Origin of the sequence: Pseudomonas chlororaphis subsp. chlororaphis, assembly GCF_003945765.1 — a bacterium.
Taxonomy (GTDB): Bacteria; Pseudomonadota; Gammaproteobacteria; order Pseudomonadales; family Pseudomonadaceae; genus Aquipseudomonas; species Aquipseudomonas chlororaphis.
In genome coordinates, this window is record NZ_CP027712.1 from 2,006,662 (window position 1) to 2,024,626 (window position 17,965).

The following is a 17,965-nucleotide window of genomic DNA, read 5'->3' on the forward strand; positions in this document are numbered from 1 at the left end:
AACGGCGTTCGGCACACACGACTTCTCACGGTCGGTGTCAGGTGCGTCAGGAGCGGTTGGCCGCTCCAGTGTCTAGCGAAATCCGGCCAGTTGGGGCGAACTCGCGACTCACGCGTCCTGCTTGCTGGGGTGACAAAAGGCACCTCTTAAGCAAAAGCTCAATCAGGAGGAGGAATCAACCGGCGACTGTGGACGAGATGAAGCGTCTTGATAAAGCCTAATGCTACACAGTCCGACGGTTGTGCATCTCCACCCTACACGTATCCCTGATAATTCGGGTGCTGCCGCGCGCAGAATCCGCAGCGGGTTGGCATTTACCGTGAGCTCCGAAAGGGGAGCTCACGCATCATGGCTAATTTAGGCGGTGTTTCCGAAGCGCTCGCTCGGGTTCGTTCGTAGCTGACTGCACTTTGTGAACTGGCCGTGAATATTTGCTCGAAAGGCGAGTGGAAACTCTGCTTTTCGGCGTGCTTCAGGCCTCATGTCACCTGCGCTTGTTACAACTGCAAAACTCCACCGTTCGTAGTGAAAGCCCCGTAGGACGGCCTCGCATCCTGGTGAATTGCGTTGGTCAGGGCCGGCTGTTGGCCGTTGGTCCGCTGTCCAGGCCGCTTTTGGCGGCGTTCGCGACTATAGCAGTAATCATTAAGTGCTTCAATTCCATAAAAAATTGTTATCATTTGCGCCATGACGACTACTGCCCCCTCGACCCCAGGCGTTCAACTGCTTGAGGTCTCGCCGGAATATGCCGGCCAACGAATCGACAATTTCCTCCTCGCTCGGCTCAAAGGCGTGCCCAAGACCTTGATTTACCGCATTTTGCGCAAAGGCGAAGTGCGGGTGAACAAGGGCCGGATCAAGCCCGAATACAAGCTGCAGGCGGGCGATATCGTGCGCGTGCCGCCGGTGCGCGTGCCGGAGCGTGATGAACCCGTGCCCGTGGCGCAGGGGTTGTTGCAGCGCCTGGAGGCTTCGATTGTCTATGAAGACAAAGCCCTGATCGTGATCAACAAGCCCGCCGGCATCGCTGTGCATGGTGGCAGCGGTCTGAATTTCGGGGTGATCGAAGCCTTTCGTCAGTTGCGCCCGGACGCCAAGGAGCTGGAGCTGGTCCATCGCCTCGACCGCGATACTTCCGGCCTGCTGATGATCGCCAAGAAACGCAGCATGCTGCGTCATTTGCATGAAGCCTTGCGCGGCGATGGTGTCGACAAGCGCTACATGGCGCTGGTGCGCGGCAACTGGGCGACCTCGATCAAGCAGGTCCGTGCGCCGCTGCTCAAGAGCAACCTGCGTTCCGGCGAGCGCATGGTCGAAGTGAACGAAGAGGGCAAGGAGGCCTTGACCGTGTTCAAGGTGCTGCGCCGCTTCGGTGACTTCGCCACCATGGTCGAAGCCAAGCCGGTGACCGGTCGTACTCACCAGATCCGTGTGCATACCCTGCATGCCGGGCATTGCATTGCCGGCGACAGCAAGTATGGCGATGACGATTTCACCAAGGAAATCCGCGACCTGGGCGGTAAGCGCCTGTTTCTGCATGCCTACATGCTGACCGTGCCGCTGCCCGATGGCGGCGAGCTGAAATTGCAGGCGCCGGTGGATGAAATGTGGGCCAAGACCGTGGAGCGCCTGAGTGCACCCTGATTACAAACTGCTGATCTTTGATTGGGACGGCACCCTGGCAGACTCCATTGGTCGGATAGTCGAGGCCATGCATGTGGCCTCCGATCGCTCGGGGTTTGCCCGGTGCGACGATTTTGCGGTCAAGGGCATTATCGGCCTGGGATTGCCGGAGGCGATCCGCACGCTGTATCCGCACATCAGCGATGCCGAGCTGGTAGATTTTCGCCAGCACTATGCCGATCACTACATTGCTCTCGAGGCCGAGCCTTCTCCGTTGTTCGCCGGAGTGGTGCAGTCTCTCGAAGCTTTCCGGAGCGAGGGATATCATCTGGCGGTAGCGACCGGTAAGGCGCGTCGTGGCCTGGATCGGGTGTTGAAGGCGCATGGCTGGGAAGATTATTTCGACATCACCCGCGCTGCCGATGAAACCGCGAGCAAGCCTCATCCTCTGATGCTCGAGCAGATCCTGGCGCATTGCGAGGTGCGCCCCGAGCAGGCGTTGATGGTGGGGGATTCCTCTTTCGACCTGCTGATGGCGCGTAACGCGGGCATGGCATCGGTTGCGGTCGGTTATGGCGCGCAATCGCTGGAAGCCTTGCAGGCTTACGAGCCGCGCCTGTCTATCGATAGTTTTCCTCAATTGCATGCCTGGCTCGGCCAGCGGGGCAATTGAGTCTTTTGGGGTAAAAGCATGAGCGACGAATGGAAAGCGCCGAGTAAATCGGCTGCCGACAGTGCTGACGACAAGAGCTGGAAACTGCTGGAAAAGACCCTGTTGGCCGGTGTGCAAGAACAGCGGCGTTCGCGGCGCTGGGGGATTTTCTTCAAACTCCTGACCTTTGTTTATCTGCTTGTAGCCCTGGCGCTGTTTACGCCGTTGATGGATATGGAAAAAACCGCCACCCGCGGGGCCGGTTACACGGCATTGATCGAGGTGACGGGCGTGATCGCGGACAAGGAGTCGGCGAGCGCCGACAACATCGTGACCGGCTTGCGTGCGGCTTTCGAGGACTCGAAGGTCAAAGGCATTGTGCTGCGTATCAACAGTCCTGGCGGCAGCCCGGTGCAGTCGGGTTATGTCTATGACGAAATCCGTCGTCTGCGTGGCCTGCATCCGGATATCAAGGTGTATGCAGTGATTTCCGACCTGGGGGCTTCCGGCGCCTACTACATTGCCAGCGCTGCCGATCAGATCTATGCCGACAAGGCGAGCCTGGTCGGTTCCATCGGGGTCACGGCGGCCGGTTATGGTTTTGTCGGCACCATGGAGAAGCTGGGGGTGGAGCGTCGTACCTACACCTCGGGTGAGCACAAGTCGTTCCTGGACCCGTTCCAGCCGCAGAAGCCCGAGGAAACCCAGTTCTGGCAGGGCGTGCTGGATACCACTCATCGCCAGTTCATCGCCAGCGTCAAGCAGGGGCGTGGCGAGCGTCTCAAGGACAAGGATCACCCGGAGCTGTTCTCTGGCCTGGTCTGGTCCGGCGAGCAGGCGCTGCAACTGGGCTTGATCGATGGGCTGGGGAGTGCCAGCTCAGTTGCCCGGGATGTGGTTGGCGAGAAGGAATTGGTGGATTTCACTGTGCAGGAGTCGCCTTTCGATCGCTTCTCGAAAAAGCTGGGTGCCAGTGTTGCCGAGCATCTGGCCATGTGGATGGGCTTTCAGGGGCCGACACTGCGTTGATTGCGCTGTTTTAAAAAGAGCCGGCCCTATGGCCGGCTTTTTTAGTGTGGGTGGTCAGGGGATTTCCACGCTTTCGGCGAGCAGCATGTCTACCAGGCGGATCAGCGGCAGGCCGATCAGGCTGCTGGCGTCGCTGCCCTCGGTGCTGCGGAACAGGCTGATGCCCAGGCCCTCGGCCTTGAAGCTGCCGGCACAGTCATAAGGCTGTTCTGCGTGCAGGTAGCGTTCGATGCGGGCAGGGCTCAGCTCGCGCATATGCACGGTGAAGGGTACGCAGTCGACCTGGCAGTGGCCGCTCTTGCTGTTGAGCAGGGCCAGGCCGGTGAGAAAGGTCACGCTGGCGCCGCTGGCGGCGAGCAATTGCTCGCGCGCCTTTTCGAATGTGTGGGGCTTGCCGATGATGCGCTCGCCGAGCACCGCGACTTGGTCCGAGCCAATGATCAGGTGTTCTGGGTGGGTGACGGCCAGCGCTCGGGCTTTCTCTTCGGCGAGGCGCTTGACCAGGTCGCTGGCGGATTCGCCGGGGCGATGGCTTTCGTCGATATCCGGTGAGCTGCAGGTGAATGGCAGGCGCAGGCGGGTGAGCAATTCGCGCCGGTAGGCCGAGCTTGAGGCAAGTAATAAAGGCAGCATGCGCATCTCCTGAGGCTGGCCGCGAATTCTAGCGGGGCTTGCAAGTGACGGACAGGGCTGAATTTCCTTTGACATGGCCGGGGGCATCCCTATAATGCTGCGCCTATGTTGAATGACCCGATTCCACCTCACGTTGACCCGCGCAAATTGGCTGACCGTGGCACCACCCTTCAAGGTGAACTGCTGCTGGCCGATTTGAAGAGACTCTGCGACCCGCTTTCCGACGATGTCGGTACGGTGCAGGCTAAATTCGTTTTTGAACGAGATGAACGTAAATCTGTGGTGATCCACAGCTTTATCGACACTGAAGTCAAAATGGTTTGCCAGCGTTGTCTTGAGCTGGTCACCCTGCCGATCCACAGCGAATGCAGTTACGCTGTGGTGAAGGAGGGTGCGAATACCCAGTCGTTGCCGAAAGGTTATGACGTGCTGGAACTGGGCGAAGATCCTTTGGATCTGCAGGCTTTGATCGAGGAGGAGCTTTTGCTCGCCTTGCCCATCGTGCCTGCTCATCATCCGGAAGAATGCCAGCAGCCGGCGGGTCTCGATGAGCCCGAACCGAGCGAGGACGAGGTAACGCGGTCCAACCCGTTCAGTGTATTGGCGCAGTTAAAGCGTGACCCAAACGTTTAGGAGTTAATCAATTATGGCTGTTCAGCAGAACAAAAAATCCCGCTCTGCCCGTGACATGCGTCGTTCGCACGACGCTCTCGAGGCTAGCACTCTGTCCGTAGAAAAGACCACTGGTGAAGTTCACCTGCGTCACCACGTATCGCCAGAAGGCGTATACCGTGGTCGTAAAGTGATCGACAAGGGCGCTGACGAGTAATCCTTGTCCGCTCAAGTCATCGCGATTGACGCAATGGGCGGGGACTTCGGTCCCCGCAGCATTGTTCAGGCCAGCCTTGCGTGCCTGTCTGCCACCCCCTCGCTGCACCTGGCCCTTGTCGGTCAACCTTTCCTTCTAGAAGAACTGATTTCCGGTCATTCGGCTGTGGATCGCGCGCGCCTGATGGTTGTGCCCGCCGCAGAAGTCATTGGCATGGATGAAAAACCTTCCCAGGCTCTGCGTGGCAAGCCGGACTCCTCCATGCGGGTGGCGTTGGAGCTGCTGCGTGATGGCAAGGTCCAGGCCTGTGTCAGCGCCGGCAATACCGGTGCGCTGATGGCGTTGTCGCGTTATGTGTTGAAAACCCTTCCGGGCATCGATCGTCCGGCGATGGTGGCGGCTATTCCAACCCAGCGCGGCTATTGCCAGTTGCTGGATCTGGGGGCAAACGTCGATTGCAGCGCCGAGCATCTGTTCCAGTTCGCGGTCATGGGGTCGGTGGCGGCCGAGACGCTGGGGGTCGTTCGTCCGCGAGTGGCGTTGCTCAATATCGGTACTGAAGACATCAAGGGCAATCAGCAGGTCAAGCTGGCAGCTAGCCTGCTGCAGAATGCCCGGGGTCTGAATTACATCGGTTTTGTCGAGGGCGACGGGTTGTATCGCGGCGAGGCGGACGTGGTGGTGTGCGACGGTTTTGTCGGCAATATCCTGCTCAAGTCCAGCGAGGGGCTGGCGACCATGATTGCCGCGCGCATCGAATCCCTGTTCAAGCAAAACGCGATTTCCCGTGTGGTCGGTGCTCTGGCGCTGCCGCTGATGCGGCGTCTGCAGGCCGATCTGGCGCCGGCGCGACACAATGGTGCGAGTTTTCTCGGCTTGCAGGGAATAGTCGTGAAAAGCCACGGTTCGGCAGGGGTTCAGGGTTTCCAGAGTGCGATTCAACGGGCGTTGATCGAGATCCAGGAAAACCTCCCGGAGCGCCTGCATGGGCGGCTCGAAGATCTGTTGCTTTAGGCGTTTGCACTCGGAAATGCTTAAATGTGACCGCTCAGTTCAATTGGCCATCCAACTGTCAGTTTCTTGCGTCCACCACGGTGGGGCGTCAATTCTCCGACGACAAGATCATTAGGGGCTTGTTACATGTCTGCATCCCTCGCATTCGTCTTTCCTGGACAGGGCTCGCAGTCCCTCGGCATGTTGGCCGAGTTGGGCGCGCAGTGCCCGTTGATCCTCGAAACCTTCAAAGAAGCTTCCGATGCTCTGGGCTACGATCTCTGGGCCTTGACCCAAGAGGGTCCCGAAGAGCTGCTCAATCAAACCGACAAAACCCAGCCGGCCATTCTGACCGCCTCTATCGCCCTGTGGCGTCTGTGGCTGGCGGAAGGCGGGGCGCGCCCGGCATTCGTTGCCGGCCACAGCCTGGGTGAATACAGCGCGCTGGTTGCCGCTGGCAGCCTGACTCTGGGCGAAGCCGTGAAGCTGGTAGAGCGTCGCGGCCAGTTGATGCAAGAAGCCGTTCCAGCAGGGCAGGGCGGCATGGCGGCGATTCTCGGCCTGGAAGATGCCGATGTGCTGGCCGCTTGTGCCGAAGCCGCACAAGGCGAAGTGGTCAGCGCGGTCAATTTCAACTCCCCGGGTCAGGTGGTGATCGCCGGCGCCAAGGCCGCTGTCGAGCGCGCCATTGAGGGTTGCAAGGCGCGTGGCGCCAAGCGCGCCATGCCATTGCCCGTCAGCGTGCCATCACACTGCGAGCTGATGCGTCCGGCTGCCGAGCGTTTCGCCGAGTCGATTGCCGCCATCAACTGGCAGGCGCCACAGATTCCGTTGGTACAGAACGTCAGCGCTGATGTGGCTCCGGATCTCGAAACCCTCAAGCGCGACCTGCTGGAGCAGCTGTACAAGCCGGTGCGTTGGGTGGAGTCGGTGCAGACCCTGGCCGCCAAGGGCGCTACCCAGCTGGTCGAGTGCGGTCCGGGCAAGGTCCTGGCGGGTCTCAACAAGCGCTGCGCCGAAGGCGTATCGACCTCTAACCTGAACACCCCAGATGCCTTCGCTGCCGCTCGCGCAGCGTTGGTCTGAATTAGGAGAAGCCTGCATGAGTCTGCAAGGTAAAGTTGCATTGGTTACCGGCGCCAGCCGCGGTATTGGCCAGGCCATCGCGCTTGAGCTGGGTCGCCTGGGCGCTATCGTTGTGGGTACCGCAACCTCCGCTTCGGGCGCCGAGGCTATTGCTGCCACGTTGAAGGAAAACGGCATTCAAGGCACTGGCCTTGAACTCAATGTCACCAGCGACGAGTCCGTTGCTGCCGTACTGGCCAGTATTCAGGAGCAGTTCGGCGCGCCGGCGATCCTGGTGAACAACGCTGGTATTACCCGTGACAACCTGATGATGCGCATGAAAGACGACGAGTGGTACGACGTGATCGATACCAACCTGAACAGTCTGTATCGCCTGTCCAAGGGCGTTCTGCGCGGCATGACCAAGGCTCGCTGGGGGCGAATCATCAGTATCGGTTCGGTGGTGGGTGCCATGGGCAACGCTGGCCAAGTAAACTACGCCACCGCCAAGGCCGGTCTGGAAGGTTTCAGCCGTGCTCTGGCGCGTGAGGTCGGCTCGCGGTCGGTTACCGTGAACTCGGTGACTCCGGGTTTCATCGATACCGACATGACCCGCGACTTGCCTGAAGCGCAGCGTGAAGCGCTGCAAACACAAATTCCGCTGGGTCGTCTGGGGCAGGCTCAAGAGATCGCGCAAGTGGTCGCTTTTCTTGCATCCGACGGTGCGGCATACGTGACCGGGGCTACAATCCCGGTGAACGGCGGGATGTACATGTGAGTTAAATGTGACGGATTGCTTCAAAAAAATGTCATACGAGCTGTCTAAAATCCGTTATAAAGCTGCAATCAATTTATAGGCAGGTGGCCAAAGGGTTTGAGGAGTGAAGCTTTCAGTTGAAAAGCTGAAAAGCCTTTCTATACACTTACCCACTGGCCAGCTGCCTGAATTTGTCCATTAGGAGTGAAAACAAGGTATGAGCACCATCGAAGAGCGCGTCAAGAAAATCGTTGCTGAGCAACTGGGCGTTAAAGAAGAAGAAGTTGTTAACACCGCTTCCTTCGTTGAAGACCTGGGTGCCGACTCCCTTGACACCGTTGAGCTGGTGATGGCTCTGGAAGAGGAATTCGAGACCGAAATCCCTGACGAAGAAGCTGAAAAGATCACTACCGTTCAAGCAGCTATCGACTACGTTACCAGCCACCAGGCTTAATCGTATTTAGTCGTCTTTTGCTGTCATGGAAAAACCGCACTGCCGTTACGGCGTGCGGTTTTTTCTTTAGGCCTGATGCAAAGTGTCGTCATTAGAAAAAAGGAGAGTGCTGTGTCGCGTAGACGCGTCGTAGTCACCGGTATGGGTATGTTGTCGCCACTGGGTACGGATGTTCCGAGCAGCTGGCAGGGCATTCTGGCTGGCCGCAGTGGCATTGGTCTGATCGAACACACCGACCTTTCTGCCTATTCCACCCGTTTTGGCGGCTCGGTAAAGGGCTTCAATGTCGAGGAATACCTGTCGGTCAAAGAGGCCCGCAAGCTCGACCTGTTCATTCAATACGGCTTGGCGGCCGGTTTTCAGGCAGTGCGTAATGCCGGCCTGGAAGTGACCGATGCCAACCGCGAGCGAATTGGCGTTGCCATGGGGTCGGGTATTGGTGGTTTGACCAATATCGAGGAAACCAGCCGCACGCTGCATGATTCCGGCCCGCGTCGAATTTCTCCGTTCTTCGTGCCTGGCTCGATCATCAATATGATTTCCGGATTCCTGTCCATCCATCTGGGTGCCCAGGGGCCGAACTACGCCATTTCCACGGCCTGCACCACAGGTACCCACTGCATTGGCATGGCGGCCCGCAATATTGCCTTTGGCGAAGCCGACGTGATGATCGCCGGTGGCGCTGAAATGGCCGCCTGCGGCCTGGGCATGGGTGGTTTTGGCGCATCCCGCGCGCTGTCGACCCGCAATGACGAGCCAACCCGTGCCAGTCGTCCTTGGGACAAGGGCCGTGATGGCTTCGTGCTGTCCGACGGTGCCGGCGCGCTGGTGCTCGAAGAGCTGGAGCATGCCAAGGCCCGTGGCGCGACCATCTATGCCGAACTGATCGGTTTTGGCATGAGCGGCGATGCCTACCACATGACTTCGCCACCCGCCGATGGCGCCGGCGCGGCGCGCTGCATCGCCAATGCGCTGCGTGACGCCAAGCTGAACGTCGAGCAGGTGCAGTACATCAATGCCCACGGTACTTCGACACCTGCTGGTGACCTGGCGGAAGCCGAGGCGATCAAGAGTGTGTTCGGCGATCACGCCTACAAGCTGGCGATCAGCTCCACCAAGTCCATGACCGGCCATCTGCTGGGTGCCGCGGGTGCCATCGAGGCCATCTTCAGCGTGCTGGCGATCAACAGCCAGGCAGCGCCACCGACCATCAACCTCGATGAGCCGGACGAAGGTTGCGACCTGGATTTCGTGCCGCACACCGCACGCAACATGGACATCGACGTGGTGCTGTCCAACTCCTTCGGGTTCGGCGGTACCAACGGCTCCCTGGTGTTCCGCCGGTTCGCCGGCTGATGGACAGCTGGGTCGACGGTCAGCCGGCTGACGTTCTGTCGCTCAAGGACCGCGGCCTGGCTTATGGCGATGGCCTGTTCGAGACCATCGCGGTAAGGGCGGGCCAGCCCTTGTTGCTGGAGCGGCACCTGCTGCGCCTGGCCGACGGCTGTTCGCGCCTGGCCATCGCTGCCGATCAGGCGTTGATCCGCAGCGAGCTCACCGCCTACGCCTCGCTGCTGGGGGAGGGCGTGCTCAAGCTGATCCTCACCCGGGGTGACAGCCAGCGCGGTTATGCCGCCGACCCGCGGGCGCAGCCGCGGCGAATCCTCCAGGGTAATGCGCCGGCTGCTTATCCGGCGGCGCATGCCGAGCAGGGGGTTCGACTGTTCCCTTGCACCACCCGCCTGTCCGAGCAGCCCTTGCTCGCCGGCCTCAAGCACCTCAACCGACTGGAGCAGGTTCTTGCCCGTTCCGAGTGGCAGGACAGCGAGCATGCCGAAGGCTTGATGCTCGACGTTTCCGGGCGGGTGATCGAGGGCGTGTTCAGCAATCTGTTCCTGGTGCGCGACGGTGCCTTATTCACGGCCGATCTGAGCCGTTGCGGAGTCGCCGGAGTGATGCGCGCTGAAATATTGTTTCAGGCCGCGTCGTTGGCTATCCCCACAGAAATCGCCGACATCAGTCTCGAACAGTTGCAACAGGCCGACGAAGTCTTTGTCTGCAACAGTGTCTATGGCATTTGGCCGGTGCTTGCCTGTGGCGCGCTGCGCTGGTCGGCCGGACCGCTCACCCGTAAACTGCAACGCATTGCCCGCACGCTACTGGATGCCTGATTTGTGAGACGTAAACTATTGCTTCTGCTGGAGACCGGACTGGTTCTGGCAGGTCTGGCGCTGGGCGCCTCGGCCTGGAAGTTGAACTCGGCGCTGGAGCAGCCTCTCAACCTGACCCAAGAGCAATTGCTCGACGTGCCGGCTGGCTCGACGCCAGGCGGTACCTTCAACCGTATGGAAGCCAATGGCGTTCTCAAGGACGCGTTCTGGCTGCGCCTGTACTGGCGCTTCAACATGGAAGGACAGCCACTGCACAGCGGCGAATACCGCATGACCCCAGGGATGACCGCGCAAGGCCTGATCGGGGTCTGGCAGCGTGGTGAAGTGGTGCAGTACAGCCTGACCCTGGTGGAAGGCTGGACCTTCCGTCAGGTGCGCGCGGCGTTGGCCAAGCATGACAAGCTCGAGCAGACCCTGAATGGGTTGAGTGACAGTGAAGTCATGGAAAAGCTCGGTCACGGCGGAGTTTTCCCCGAAGGCCGGTTCTTTCCCGATACCTACCGTTTCGTGCGTGGGATGACCGATGCCGAGCTACTGGAAAAAGCCTACAGCCGCCTGGACGAGGTGCTGGCCAAGGAATGGAACAAGCGCTCGGCCGATGTGCCTTATACCGAGCCCTATCAGGCGCTGATCATGGCCTCGCTGGTGGAGAAGGAAACCGGCGTGCCCCAGGAGCGTGGACAGATCGCCGGGGTTTTCGTGCGCCGCATGCAGGTCGGCATGTTGCTGCAAACCGATCCGACGGTGATCTATGGTCTGGGCGAGCGTTACAACGGTAAGTTGACCCGCGCCCTGCTGAAGGAAGCGACCCCCTACAACACCTACGTGATCAGTGGCTTGCCGCCGACGCCGATCGCCATGGTCGGTCGCGAGGCGATCCATGCCGCGCTCAACCCGGTACCGGGCAGCAGTCTGTATTTCGTGGCGCGTGGCGATGGCAGTCATGTGTTCTCCGACGATCTGGATGCGCATAACAATGCCGTGCGCGAGTTCCAGCTCAAGCGTCGCGCCGATTATCGTTCCAGCCCGGCTCCGGCGGGCAGCCCGGCGGCTTCCGAGACTCCGGAGTCGACTCCGGCGGCGTCACCCGATACCGGGCCCGAGGCGGTTCCGCAGGTGGCACCTCAGACGTCCCCTGAAGAGCCTTCTCAGGAGGCTCCCCAAGTGAGCCCGGAAGTACCGCCGCAAGCACCGCTCGAAACTCCCGTCGAGCCCGAGCCGAAAAGCCCGCAATGACTTTGATTAAGGACTGCCTGTGACTGGCTTGTTTATTACTCTGGAAGGCCCGGAAGGCGCGGGTAAGAGCACCAACCGCGAATACCTGGCCGAGCGCCTGCGCGCCGCTGGCATCGAGGTGTTGCTGACTCGCGAGCCGGGCGGTACGCCCTTGGCCGAGCGGATCCGCGAGGTGCTGCTGACCCCTGGCGACGAGGTCATGAATCCCGATACCGAGCTGTTGCTGGTGTTCGCCGCGCGCGCCCAGCATCTGGCCGAGGTGATTCGTCCGGCGCTGGCCCGTGGCGCGGTGGTGTTGTGCGACCGTTTTACCGATTCCACCTACGCCTATCAGGGCGGTGGTCGTGGTTTGTCCGTGGAGCGCATCGCGACCCTGGAGCAGTTCGTTCAGGGTGAGCTGCGACCCGACCTGACCCTGGTGTTCGATCTGCCGGTCGAAGTGGGTCTGGCCCGCGCCAGCGCCCGGGGCCGCCTGGACCGTTTCGAGCTGGAAGGCCGGGTATTCTTCGATGCGGTACGCCAGGCGTACCTGAAGCGCGCGGCAGCCGATCCGGCGCGTTACCTGTTGGTGGATGCGGCGCAGCCGCTGTCCCAGGTCCAGCAAGCACTGGACGCCCTGTTGCCGAAATTGCTGGAGCTGCACCGTGGCTGAGGCCTTTCCCTGGCAGGATGAACTCTGGCAGCAGCTGGCGGGCCGAGCGCAGCATGCCCACGCCTATCTGCTCCATGGCCCGGCGGGCATCGGCAAGCGTGCGCTGGCCGAGCGCCTGATGGCGCGTCTGCTGTGCCAGCGTCCGGCCGGGCTGGATGCCTGCGGGCAATGCAAGTCGTGCTTGCTGCTGCAGGCCGGCAGCCATCCGGACAACTACGTGCTGGAGCCGGAGGAAGCGGACAAGGCGATCAAGGTCGACCAGGTGCGCGAGCTGGTCAGCTTCGTAGTGCAGACCGCGCAACTGGGCGGGCGCAAGGTGGTGCTGATCGAGCCGGTGGAGTCGATGAACATCAACGCTTCCAACGCGCTGCTGAAAAGCCTCGAAGAGCCGTCCGGCGATACGGTGTTGCTGCTGGTCAGCCACCAGCCGAGCCGTTTGTTGCCGACCATCAAGAGTCGCTGCGTGCAGCAGGCCTGTCCTCTGCCCAGTGAGGCCATGAGCCTGCAATGGCTGAGCAAGGCCCTGCCGGACTGCTCGGAAGAGGAGCGGGTCGAGCTGTTGACCCTGGCGGCCGGTTCGCCCCTGGCGGCTGTCAGCCTGCAAGCCCAGGGCGCGCGCGAGCAGCGGGCGCAGGTGGTCGACGGGGTGAAGAAGTTGCTCAAGCAGCAGCAATCGCCGACCCAACTGGCCGAAGGCTGGAATGCGATACCCTTGCTACTGCTGTTCGACTGGTTTTGCGACTGGTCGAGCCTGATCCTGCGTTATCAGCTGACGCAGGATGAGGATGGGCTGGGATTGGCCGATATGCGCAAAGTGGTGCAGTACCTCGCGCAGAAGTCCTCCCAGGCCAAGGTTCTGGAGATCCAGGACTGGATCCTTGCGCAACGCCAGAAGGTGTTGAACAAGGCCAACCTCAATCGGGTGCTGTTGCTCGAAGCCTTGCTGGTGCAGTGGGCCGCACTGCCTGGCCGCAACTGACGGCGGCGTCTGGAAATAAACCGAATCGCCGGCTGCCGCTCGGGCCGGCCTGTTCATTGACCGAATGTGGTTGTCGCTTCTTATGCTTGTAGATTCCCATTGTCACCTCGATCGCCTCGACCTCGCCGCCCATGACGGCTCCCTGGATGCCGCCTTGGACGCGGCTCGTCAGCGCGGTGTCGGGCATTTCCTGTGCATTGGCGTCAGCGCCGACAATGCGGCCGACGTCAAGGCGCTGGCGGAGCGTTATGACGACGTCGATTGCTCGGTGGGTATCCATCCCCTGGATGTCCAGCCCGGCGCCGCACCAGCCCTCGACTGGCTGCTGCGGGAGCTGAATCACCCGCGGGTGGTGGCCATCGGCGAGACCGGCCTGGATTACCACTACGAGCCGGAAGCGGCGCAGTTGCAGCAGGAATCCTTCCGCCTGCACCTGCAAGCCGCCCAGCAGACCGGCCAGCCGGTGATCGTTCACACCCGTGGCGCGCGCGCCGATACCCTGACTCTGCTGCGCGAAGCGGCGTTGCCGCAAGCCGGAGTCCTGCACTGCTTCACCGAAGACTGGGACATGGCCAAGGCCGCGCTGGACCTGGGTTTCTACATTTCCCTGTCCGGGATTGTCACTTTCCGCAATGCCGATGCACTGCGGGACGTGGCGCGCCAGGTGCCGACCGACCGTTTGCTGGTGGAAACCGATTCGCCGTACCTGGCGCCGATTCCTTATCGCGGCAAGCCCAACCTGCCGCAGTACGTGCGTGAAGTCGCCGAGTTCCTGGCCATGCTGCGTGGGGAGCCCTACGAGCGTTTTGCCGAACAGACCACCGAGAACTTCAAGCGTCTGTTCCCGCTGGCGCACGTCAAGGGCTGAATCGCAGGCAAAAAAAACCCGGGTTCTGGGGGGTGAATCCGGGTTAAGACCATTAGGAGTAAAACAAAGGCACACCATCCCTTGGTACCTTCATCGGCGCTTCACTTGGGGGAGATGTCACGCCGACATTTCAAGTATTGATCACTATTGAATTCAGTCCAGTTGGCCTTGCTCGTTTTTTAAACAAATTTGGAATACGAGCGCTTCGCTTGAGTTCTCATTGCCGGGCGATATCAGCCACGATGGCGAGAGTTTCGTCGATTACGCGTTTTTCGGTATAGAAATGCGGTGAAAATCTAACCCCTGGACCACGGGGAATACACACCACCTGCTGCTGTTGCAGCGCCTCATGAACTGCCTGATTATCGATGCCATCGATACTGAACGAGAAAATTCCGCCGCGTCGGGCGGGGTTGAGTGGGGTGTGCAGGCGTACGCCGGGGATAGCATTCAGGCCATCCTGGAGCCATTGGACCCGTTCGGCGATCAAGGTCGCCACGTGTTCCATGCCCACCTCTTCCAATAACGACAGGCTTGCTTCCAGGGCCATGGCGCCGAGCATGTTCGGGCTGCCGCACTCGAAGCGCCGCGCGCTCTTGGCCGGTTCCCATTCGCTACGGCTGTAATCGCCCATGTGTTCCAGCATGTGCCAGCCGAACTCATGGAGCTTGAGCTGCGCGCGCAGCTCGCTGCGGCAATAGAACACGCCGAGACCTTCAGGCCCGAGCATCCATTTGTGGCCGTCGGCCATGGCGAAGTCGCATTGATAGGCCTGGACGTCGAAGGGTTGGGCGCCCAGTTGCTGGATGGCGTCGATGCAGAACAGCACGTTCTGTTGTTTGCAGCCGGCGCCCAGGCGCTGCAGGTCCAGGCGCAGACCGCTGGCGAACTGCACCGCGCTGATCGCCATCAGCCGGGTGCGCGGCCCGCAGGCGGCCAGCAGCGCGCCTTCCGGATCGTCGCCCTTGAGGCTGACCTGCAGCACTTCCACACCCTGGCTGGCCAGGGCTTCCCAGACGACGCGGTTGGAGGGGAATTCCTCGTCGCTGATGACGATCTGGTCACCTTGTTCCCAAGGCAGACCAAAGGCGACGAATGACAGCGCCTCCGAAGTATTTTTGACCAGCGCGATGTCATCCGTTGACGGTGCATTTAGCAGGCGCATCAGGCGTTCGCGCAGGCGTTGTTCAAGGGCCATCCAGTCCGGATAATCCCGCGCGCCCAGCAAAACGTTCTCTTTGGCGAAGCGCGCCACGGCTTCGGCGGCCCGATTCGGCCAGGGGGCGACAGCTGCGTGATTCAAATAACGCAGGCCTGGGGCTTGTACAAATTCATCAAGAAACATAGTCATGGTCGGATGATCCGTGCATTTTGGCGCAATTTAGGCATAATACGCGGCTTCGATTTTGACCCCGACAGACCTTTTCTTATGCAGAAAGAACCTCGTAAGGTCCGTGAGTTTCGTCGCCGTGAGCAAGAAATTCTCGATACCGCGCTCAAGCTGTTCCTCGATCAAGGTGAAGACAGCGTCACCGTCGAGATGATCGCTGATGCCGTTGGTATCGGCAAAGGGACCATCTACAAGCACTTCAAGTCCAAGGCGGAGATTTATCTGCGCCTGATGCTCGATTATGAGCGCGACCTGAATGAGCTGCTGCACTCTGCCGATGTCGACAAGGATAAGGAAGCCCTGTCCCGGGCCTACTTCGAATTCCGCATGCGTGATCCACAGCGTTACCGGCTGTTCGATCGCCTGGAAGAGAAGGTGGTCAAGGGCAACCAGGTGCCGGAAATGGTCGAGGAGCTGCACAAGATCCGTGCTTCCAACTTCGAACGCCTGACCCTGTTGATCAAGGGCCGCATCAGCGAAGGCAAGCTCGAAGACGTGCCGCCTTACTTCCACTACTGCGCGGCCTGGGCGCTGGTGCATGGCGCGGTGGCGCTGTATCACTCGCCGTTCTGGAGCAACGTGCTGGAAGACCAGGAAGGCTTCTTCCAGTTCCTGATGGACATCGGCGTGCGCATGGGCAACAAGCGCAAGCGCGACCCCGATAGCTCCGGCAACTGATTCATTCAGTGGCCTTATGGCGCCATGATTTCTCTATATGGCGCAGTGTCCCAGGAATATACTCAGGCATGGGGCTTGCCAAAACCTGATTTTTGAGTCAGGTTTTGGTCGGTCACTCTTCCTTCGCCGGAGTCATCCATGATCGTTGATCGTCAAGGCAGGCGTTTTCGCAATCTGCGTATCAGCCTGACTTCTGCCTGCAACTACGCCTGTACCTACTGCGTGCCCAACGGCAAGCGGCTGGTGGCTGCCCAGGACGAGTTGTCGGCCGAGGCCATGGCGCGCGGCGTGGCCTATCTGATCGAGGCAGCAGGCATCGAACGCCTGCGGATCACCGGCGGCGAGCCCCTGGTCAGTCCGAAACTCGAAGCCTTCATGGCGGCGGTGGGGCAAATGGGGCTGGAAGACATCAGCCTGACCACCAATGGCCAATTGCTTGCACGCAAGCTGCCGTTGCTGGTGGATGCCGGTATCCGGCGCATCAACGTTTCCCTCGATACCCTCGACGCCTCGGCTTTCCGCGGCATTGCGCGTGGCGGCGATCTGGCGACCGTGCTCGACGGCATGGACCAGGCTCGCGCGGCGGGTATGAAAATCAAGGTTAATATGGTGCCGCTGCGCGGGCAGAACCTGGACCAGGTAATGCCGCTGCTCGACTACTGCCTGGAGCGTGGCTATGAACTGCGCTTTATCGAGCTGATGCGCATGGGCCATCTGGCCAGCGATTCCAACGCTTTCCTGCAGCAGTTCGTCAGTCTGCAGCAGCTGCTGAGTCTGATCGGCGAGCGCTACGAATACCTGCAGGCCGATGCGCCGGTGGACGCCACCGCAGTGCGCTATGAAATTCCGGGGCAGGGCCATTTCGGCGTGATCGCCAATGAAAGCGTACCGTTCTGCCGGACCTGCTCGCGCCTGCGGCTGTCGTCCACCGGCTGGCTGCACGGTTGCCTGTCGTCGAGTAACCGGCATTACGTCGGCGATCTGCTGGACAAGCCGCGCCACCAGGCCTTGCCGGCCTTGCAGCGCTTGCTGGTCAAAGCCTTGGGCGACAAGCAGGACGTGGCATTCTCCGGTGGTGCGACGGTGATGAAAATCATCGGCGGCTAAACCCCATCTCCCTGATCCCCGTCCTCTGTAGCCGCTGCCGCAGGCTGCGATCGAGGGCGTAGCCCTCGCCAATCGAGGCGACCCATTTCTCTCCAGCCAATAGCCTTCACCAGGTTTGTGGCTGCTGCGCAGCCATTCGCAGCCTGCGGCAGCGGTTACAGGCGCCCGAGCTGGCGCGGAAGCTGCATCTCGTGGCCATTCGCCGGTTTTCCGTCACCGGCTTCTGGAGGGAAGGATGCGTAGCCTGGTTTTGCTGCTGGCTTTTTTGGGGCTCGGCGGCTGCATGAATGTCAGCGATATGGGCGAGGGCGTTCGCTATCACATGAGTGATGCGGGTTTTCTCGATCACAGTAATACCCAGCGCTCCAACTCGTTCCGCGTTCAACCGGACTCGTTCATTTTCATCGCCCAGGGCGCCTTTGCGCCGCCGGGCAGCGCCTACCCGCGCCCCAACGTGGTGGCCGAGGAAGCCTTCAAGGGCTTTATCGAATACTTCCCCATGGTCCGCCGCGCCCGGGCGCCGGAAGGCCTGGACCAGGCCATGGCCGAGGCCCGTGAGGTGGGTGCGCATTACCTGCTGTACACCCGTTTCGCCAAGGCCGACGACCGCATCGGCAACTCCGATGAATGGTTCGACCAGGAAGCCGTGGATCGCCTGGGGATCGACAACGGCGTGATTCAGATCATGCTGATCGAGACCAGTACCCAGTATCTGATCGACACCGCGCGGATTCGCAGTCGTGGCGGTTTACTGACGTTCCACGACAAAAAGCCGGAAGACCTGCTTGGCCCGCCGCTCGAACAATACGCCCGCAGCCTGTTAGGCTTGAGCGATTAAGCCAAGCACGA

The 17,965-nt window shown here is 60.7% G+C and carries 20 protein-coding genes; 18 read left to right on the forward strand and 2 right to left on the reverse strand.

Annotation, left to right across the window (positions count from 1 at the left end; genetic code table 11):
* Positions 1-687: 687 nt before the first annotated feature.
* From rluC to sppA, 3 genes are read left to right on the forward strand one after another with little or no spacing between them, the layout of a single operon-like run.
* Positions 688-1,644, forward strand: a complete 957-nt coding sequence (rluC, locus tag C4K27_RS09140; protein ID WP_007928042.1) for a 23S rRNA pseudouridine(955/2504/2580) synthase RluC — start codon at positions 688-690, stop codon at positions 1,642-1,644.
* The gene (locus C4K27_RS09145) at positions 1,634-2,296 is read left to right on the forward strand and encodes an HAD-IA family hydrolase (protein WP_053260202.1); all 663 of its coding nucleotides are present in this window, start codon (positions 1,634-1,636) and stop codon (positions 2,294-2,296) included. The genes rluC and C4K27_RS09145 overlap by 11 nt, the downstream gene beginning before the upstream one ends.
* 18 nt (positions 2,297-2,314) lie before the next feature.
* Positions 2,315-3,304: a signal peptide peptidase SppA gene (sppA, locus tag C4K27_RS09150; protein ID WP_009042847.1), complete on the forward strand. Its 990-nt coding sequence runs from the start codon at positions 2,315-2,317 to the stop codon at positions 3,302-3,304.
* Positions 3,305-3,358: 54 nt separating this feature from the next.
* Here the strand turns inward: sppA and C4K27_RS09155 are convergent, their stop codons facing one another.
* Positions 3,359-3,937, reverse strand: coding sequence for a Maf family protein (locus tag C4K27_RS09155; protein ID WP_053260203.1), 579 nt, complete (start codon positions 3,935-3,937; stop codon positions 3,359-3,361).
* Between the two features lie 105 nt (positions 3,938-4,042).
* On the opposite strand from C4K27_RS09155, the gene C4K27_RS09160 reads away from it, so the two are divergent.
* The 12 genes from C4K27_RS09160 (at position 4,043) to C4K27_RS09215 (ending at position 13,941) form a co-directional block, all read left to right on the forward strand.
* A complete protein-coding gene (locus C4K27_RS09160) occupies positions 4,043-4,570 on the forward strand; it encodes a YceD family protein (RefSeq protein ID WP_007928051.1) in 528 nt (175 codons plus the stop codon).
* Between the two features lie 13 nt (positions 4,571-4,583).
* Positions 4,584-4,766 (forward strand): 50S ribosomal protein L32, encoded by a 183-nt coding sequence (gene rpmF / locus C4K27_RS09165; protein ID WP_003179396.1) that lies wholly within the window; start codon positions 4,584-4,586, stop codon positions 4,764-4,766.
* Between the two features lie 3 nt (positions 4,767-4,769).
* Positions 4,770-5,780, forward strand: a complete 1,011-nt coding sequence (gene plsX / locus C4K27_RS09170) for a phosphate acyltransferase PlsX (protein WP_081002236.1) — start codon at positions 4,770-4,772, stop codon at positions 5,778-5,780.
* A gap of 126 nt (positions 5,781-5,906) precedes the next feature.
* Complete coding sequence (gene fabD / locus C4K27_RS09175) at positions 5,907-6,845, forward strand: ACP S-malonyltransferase (protein WP_053260205.1); 939 nt, start codon at positions 5,907-5,909, stop codon at positions 6,843-6,845.
* Between the two features lie 16 nt (positions 6,846-6,861).
* Positions 6,862-7,602, forward strand: coding sequence for a 3-oxoacyl-ACP reductase FabG (fabG, locus tag C4K27_RS09180; protein ID WP_053260206.1), 741 nt, complete (start codon positions 6,862-6,864; stop codon positions 7,600-7,602).
* Between the two features lie 196 nt (positions 7,603-7,798).
* Positions 7,799-8,035 carry an acyl carrier protein gene (gene acpP / locus C4K27_RS09185; RefSeq protein ID WP_003175607.1) on the forward strand — a complete coding sequence of 79 codons (237 nt, stop codon included), beginning with the start codon at positions 7,799-7,801 and terminating at the stop codon, positions 8,033-8,035.
* Positions 8,036-8,146: 111 nt separating this feature from the next.
* Positions 8,147-9,391, forward strand: a complete 1,245-nt coding sequence (gene fabF, locus C4K27_RS09190) for a beta-ketoacyl-ACP synthase II (RefSeq protein ID WP_007928055.1) — start codon at positions 8,147-8,149, stop codon at positions 9,389-9,391.
* On the forward strand, positions 9,391-10,206 hold the full coding sequence (gene pabC, locus C4K27_RS09195) for an aminodeoxychorismate lyase (protein WP_053260207.1): 816 nt from the start codon (positions 9,391-9,393) through the stop codon (positions 10,204-10,206). Before fabF ends, pabC begins: the two co-directional genes overlap by 1 nt.
* Positions 10,207-10,209: 3 nt before the next feature.
* Positions 10,210-11,442: an endolytic transglycosylase MltG gene (gene mltG, locus C4K27_RS09200; protein WP_053260208.1), complete on the forward strand. Its 1,233-nt coding sequence runs from the start codon at positions 10,210-10,212 to the stop codon at positions 11,440-11,442.
* A 19-nt stretch (positions 11,443-11,461) separates the two neighbouring features.
* A complete protein-coding gene (gene tmk, locus C4K27_RS09205) occupies positions 11,462-12,094 on the forward strand; it encodes a dTMP kinase (protein ID WP_007928062.1) in 633 nt (210 codons plus the stop codon).
* Positions 12,087-13,073: a DNA polymerase III subunit delta' gene (locus C4K27_RS09210; RefSeq protein ID WP_053260209.1), complete on the forward strand. Its 987-nt coding sequence runs from the start codon at positions 12,087-12,089 to the stop codon at positions 13,071-13,073. Before tmk ends, C4K27_RS09210 begins: the two co-directional genes overlap by 8 nt.
* 82 nt (positions 13,074-13,155) lie before the next feature.
* A complete protein-coding gene (locus C4K27_RS09215; protein ID WP_053260210.1) occupies positions 13,156-13,941 on the forward strand; it encodes a TatD family hydrolase in 786 nt (261 codons plus the stop codon).
* Positions 13,942-14,158: 217 nt separating this feature from the next.
* Here C4K27_RS09215 and C4K27_RS09220 read toward each other — a convergent pair whose 3' ends face one another.
* Positions 14,159-15,292, reverse strand: coding sequence for an aminotransferase class V-fold PLP-dependent enzyme (locus tag C4K27_RS09220; RefSeq protein WP_053260211.1), 1,134 nt, complete (start codon positions 15,290-15,292; stop codon positions 14,159-14,161).
* A 78-nt stretch (positions 15,293-15,370) separates the two neighbouring features.
* Between C4K27_RS09220 and C4K27_RS09225 the strand changes: the two genes are divergently transcribed.
* The 3 genes from C4K27_RS09225 to C4K27_RS09235 all read left to right on the forward strand — a co-directional run bounded on the left by C4K27_RS09225 (position 15,371) and on the right by C4K27_RS09235 (position 17,954).
* Positions 15,371-16,009 (forward strand): TetR/AcrR family transcriptional regulator, encoded by a 639-nt coding sequence (locus C4K27_RS09225; RefSeq protein ID WP_053260212.1) that lies wholly within the window; start codon positions 15,371-15,373, stop codon positions 16,007-16,009.
* 138 nt (positions 16,010-16,147) lie between these two features.
* Positions 16,148-17,116 carry a GTP 3',8-cyclase MoaA gene (locus C4K27_RS09230; RefSeq protein WP_007928078.1) on the forward strand — a complete coding sequence of 323 codons (969 nt, stop codon included), beginning with the start codon at positions 16,148-16,150 and terminating at the stop codon, positions 17,114-17,116.
* A 235-nt stretch (positions 17,117-17,351) separates the two neighbouring features.
* Positions 17,352-17,954: a DUF4823 domain-containing protein gene (locus C4K27_RS09235; RefSeq protein ID WP_007928079.1), complete on the forward strand. Its 603-nt coding sequence runs from the start codon at positions 17,352-17,354 to the stop codon at positions 17,952-17,954.
* Positions 17,955-17,965 lie beyond the last annotated feature (11 nt).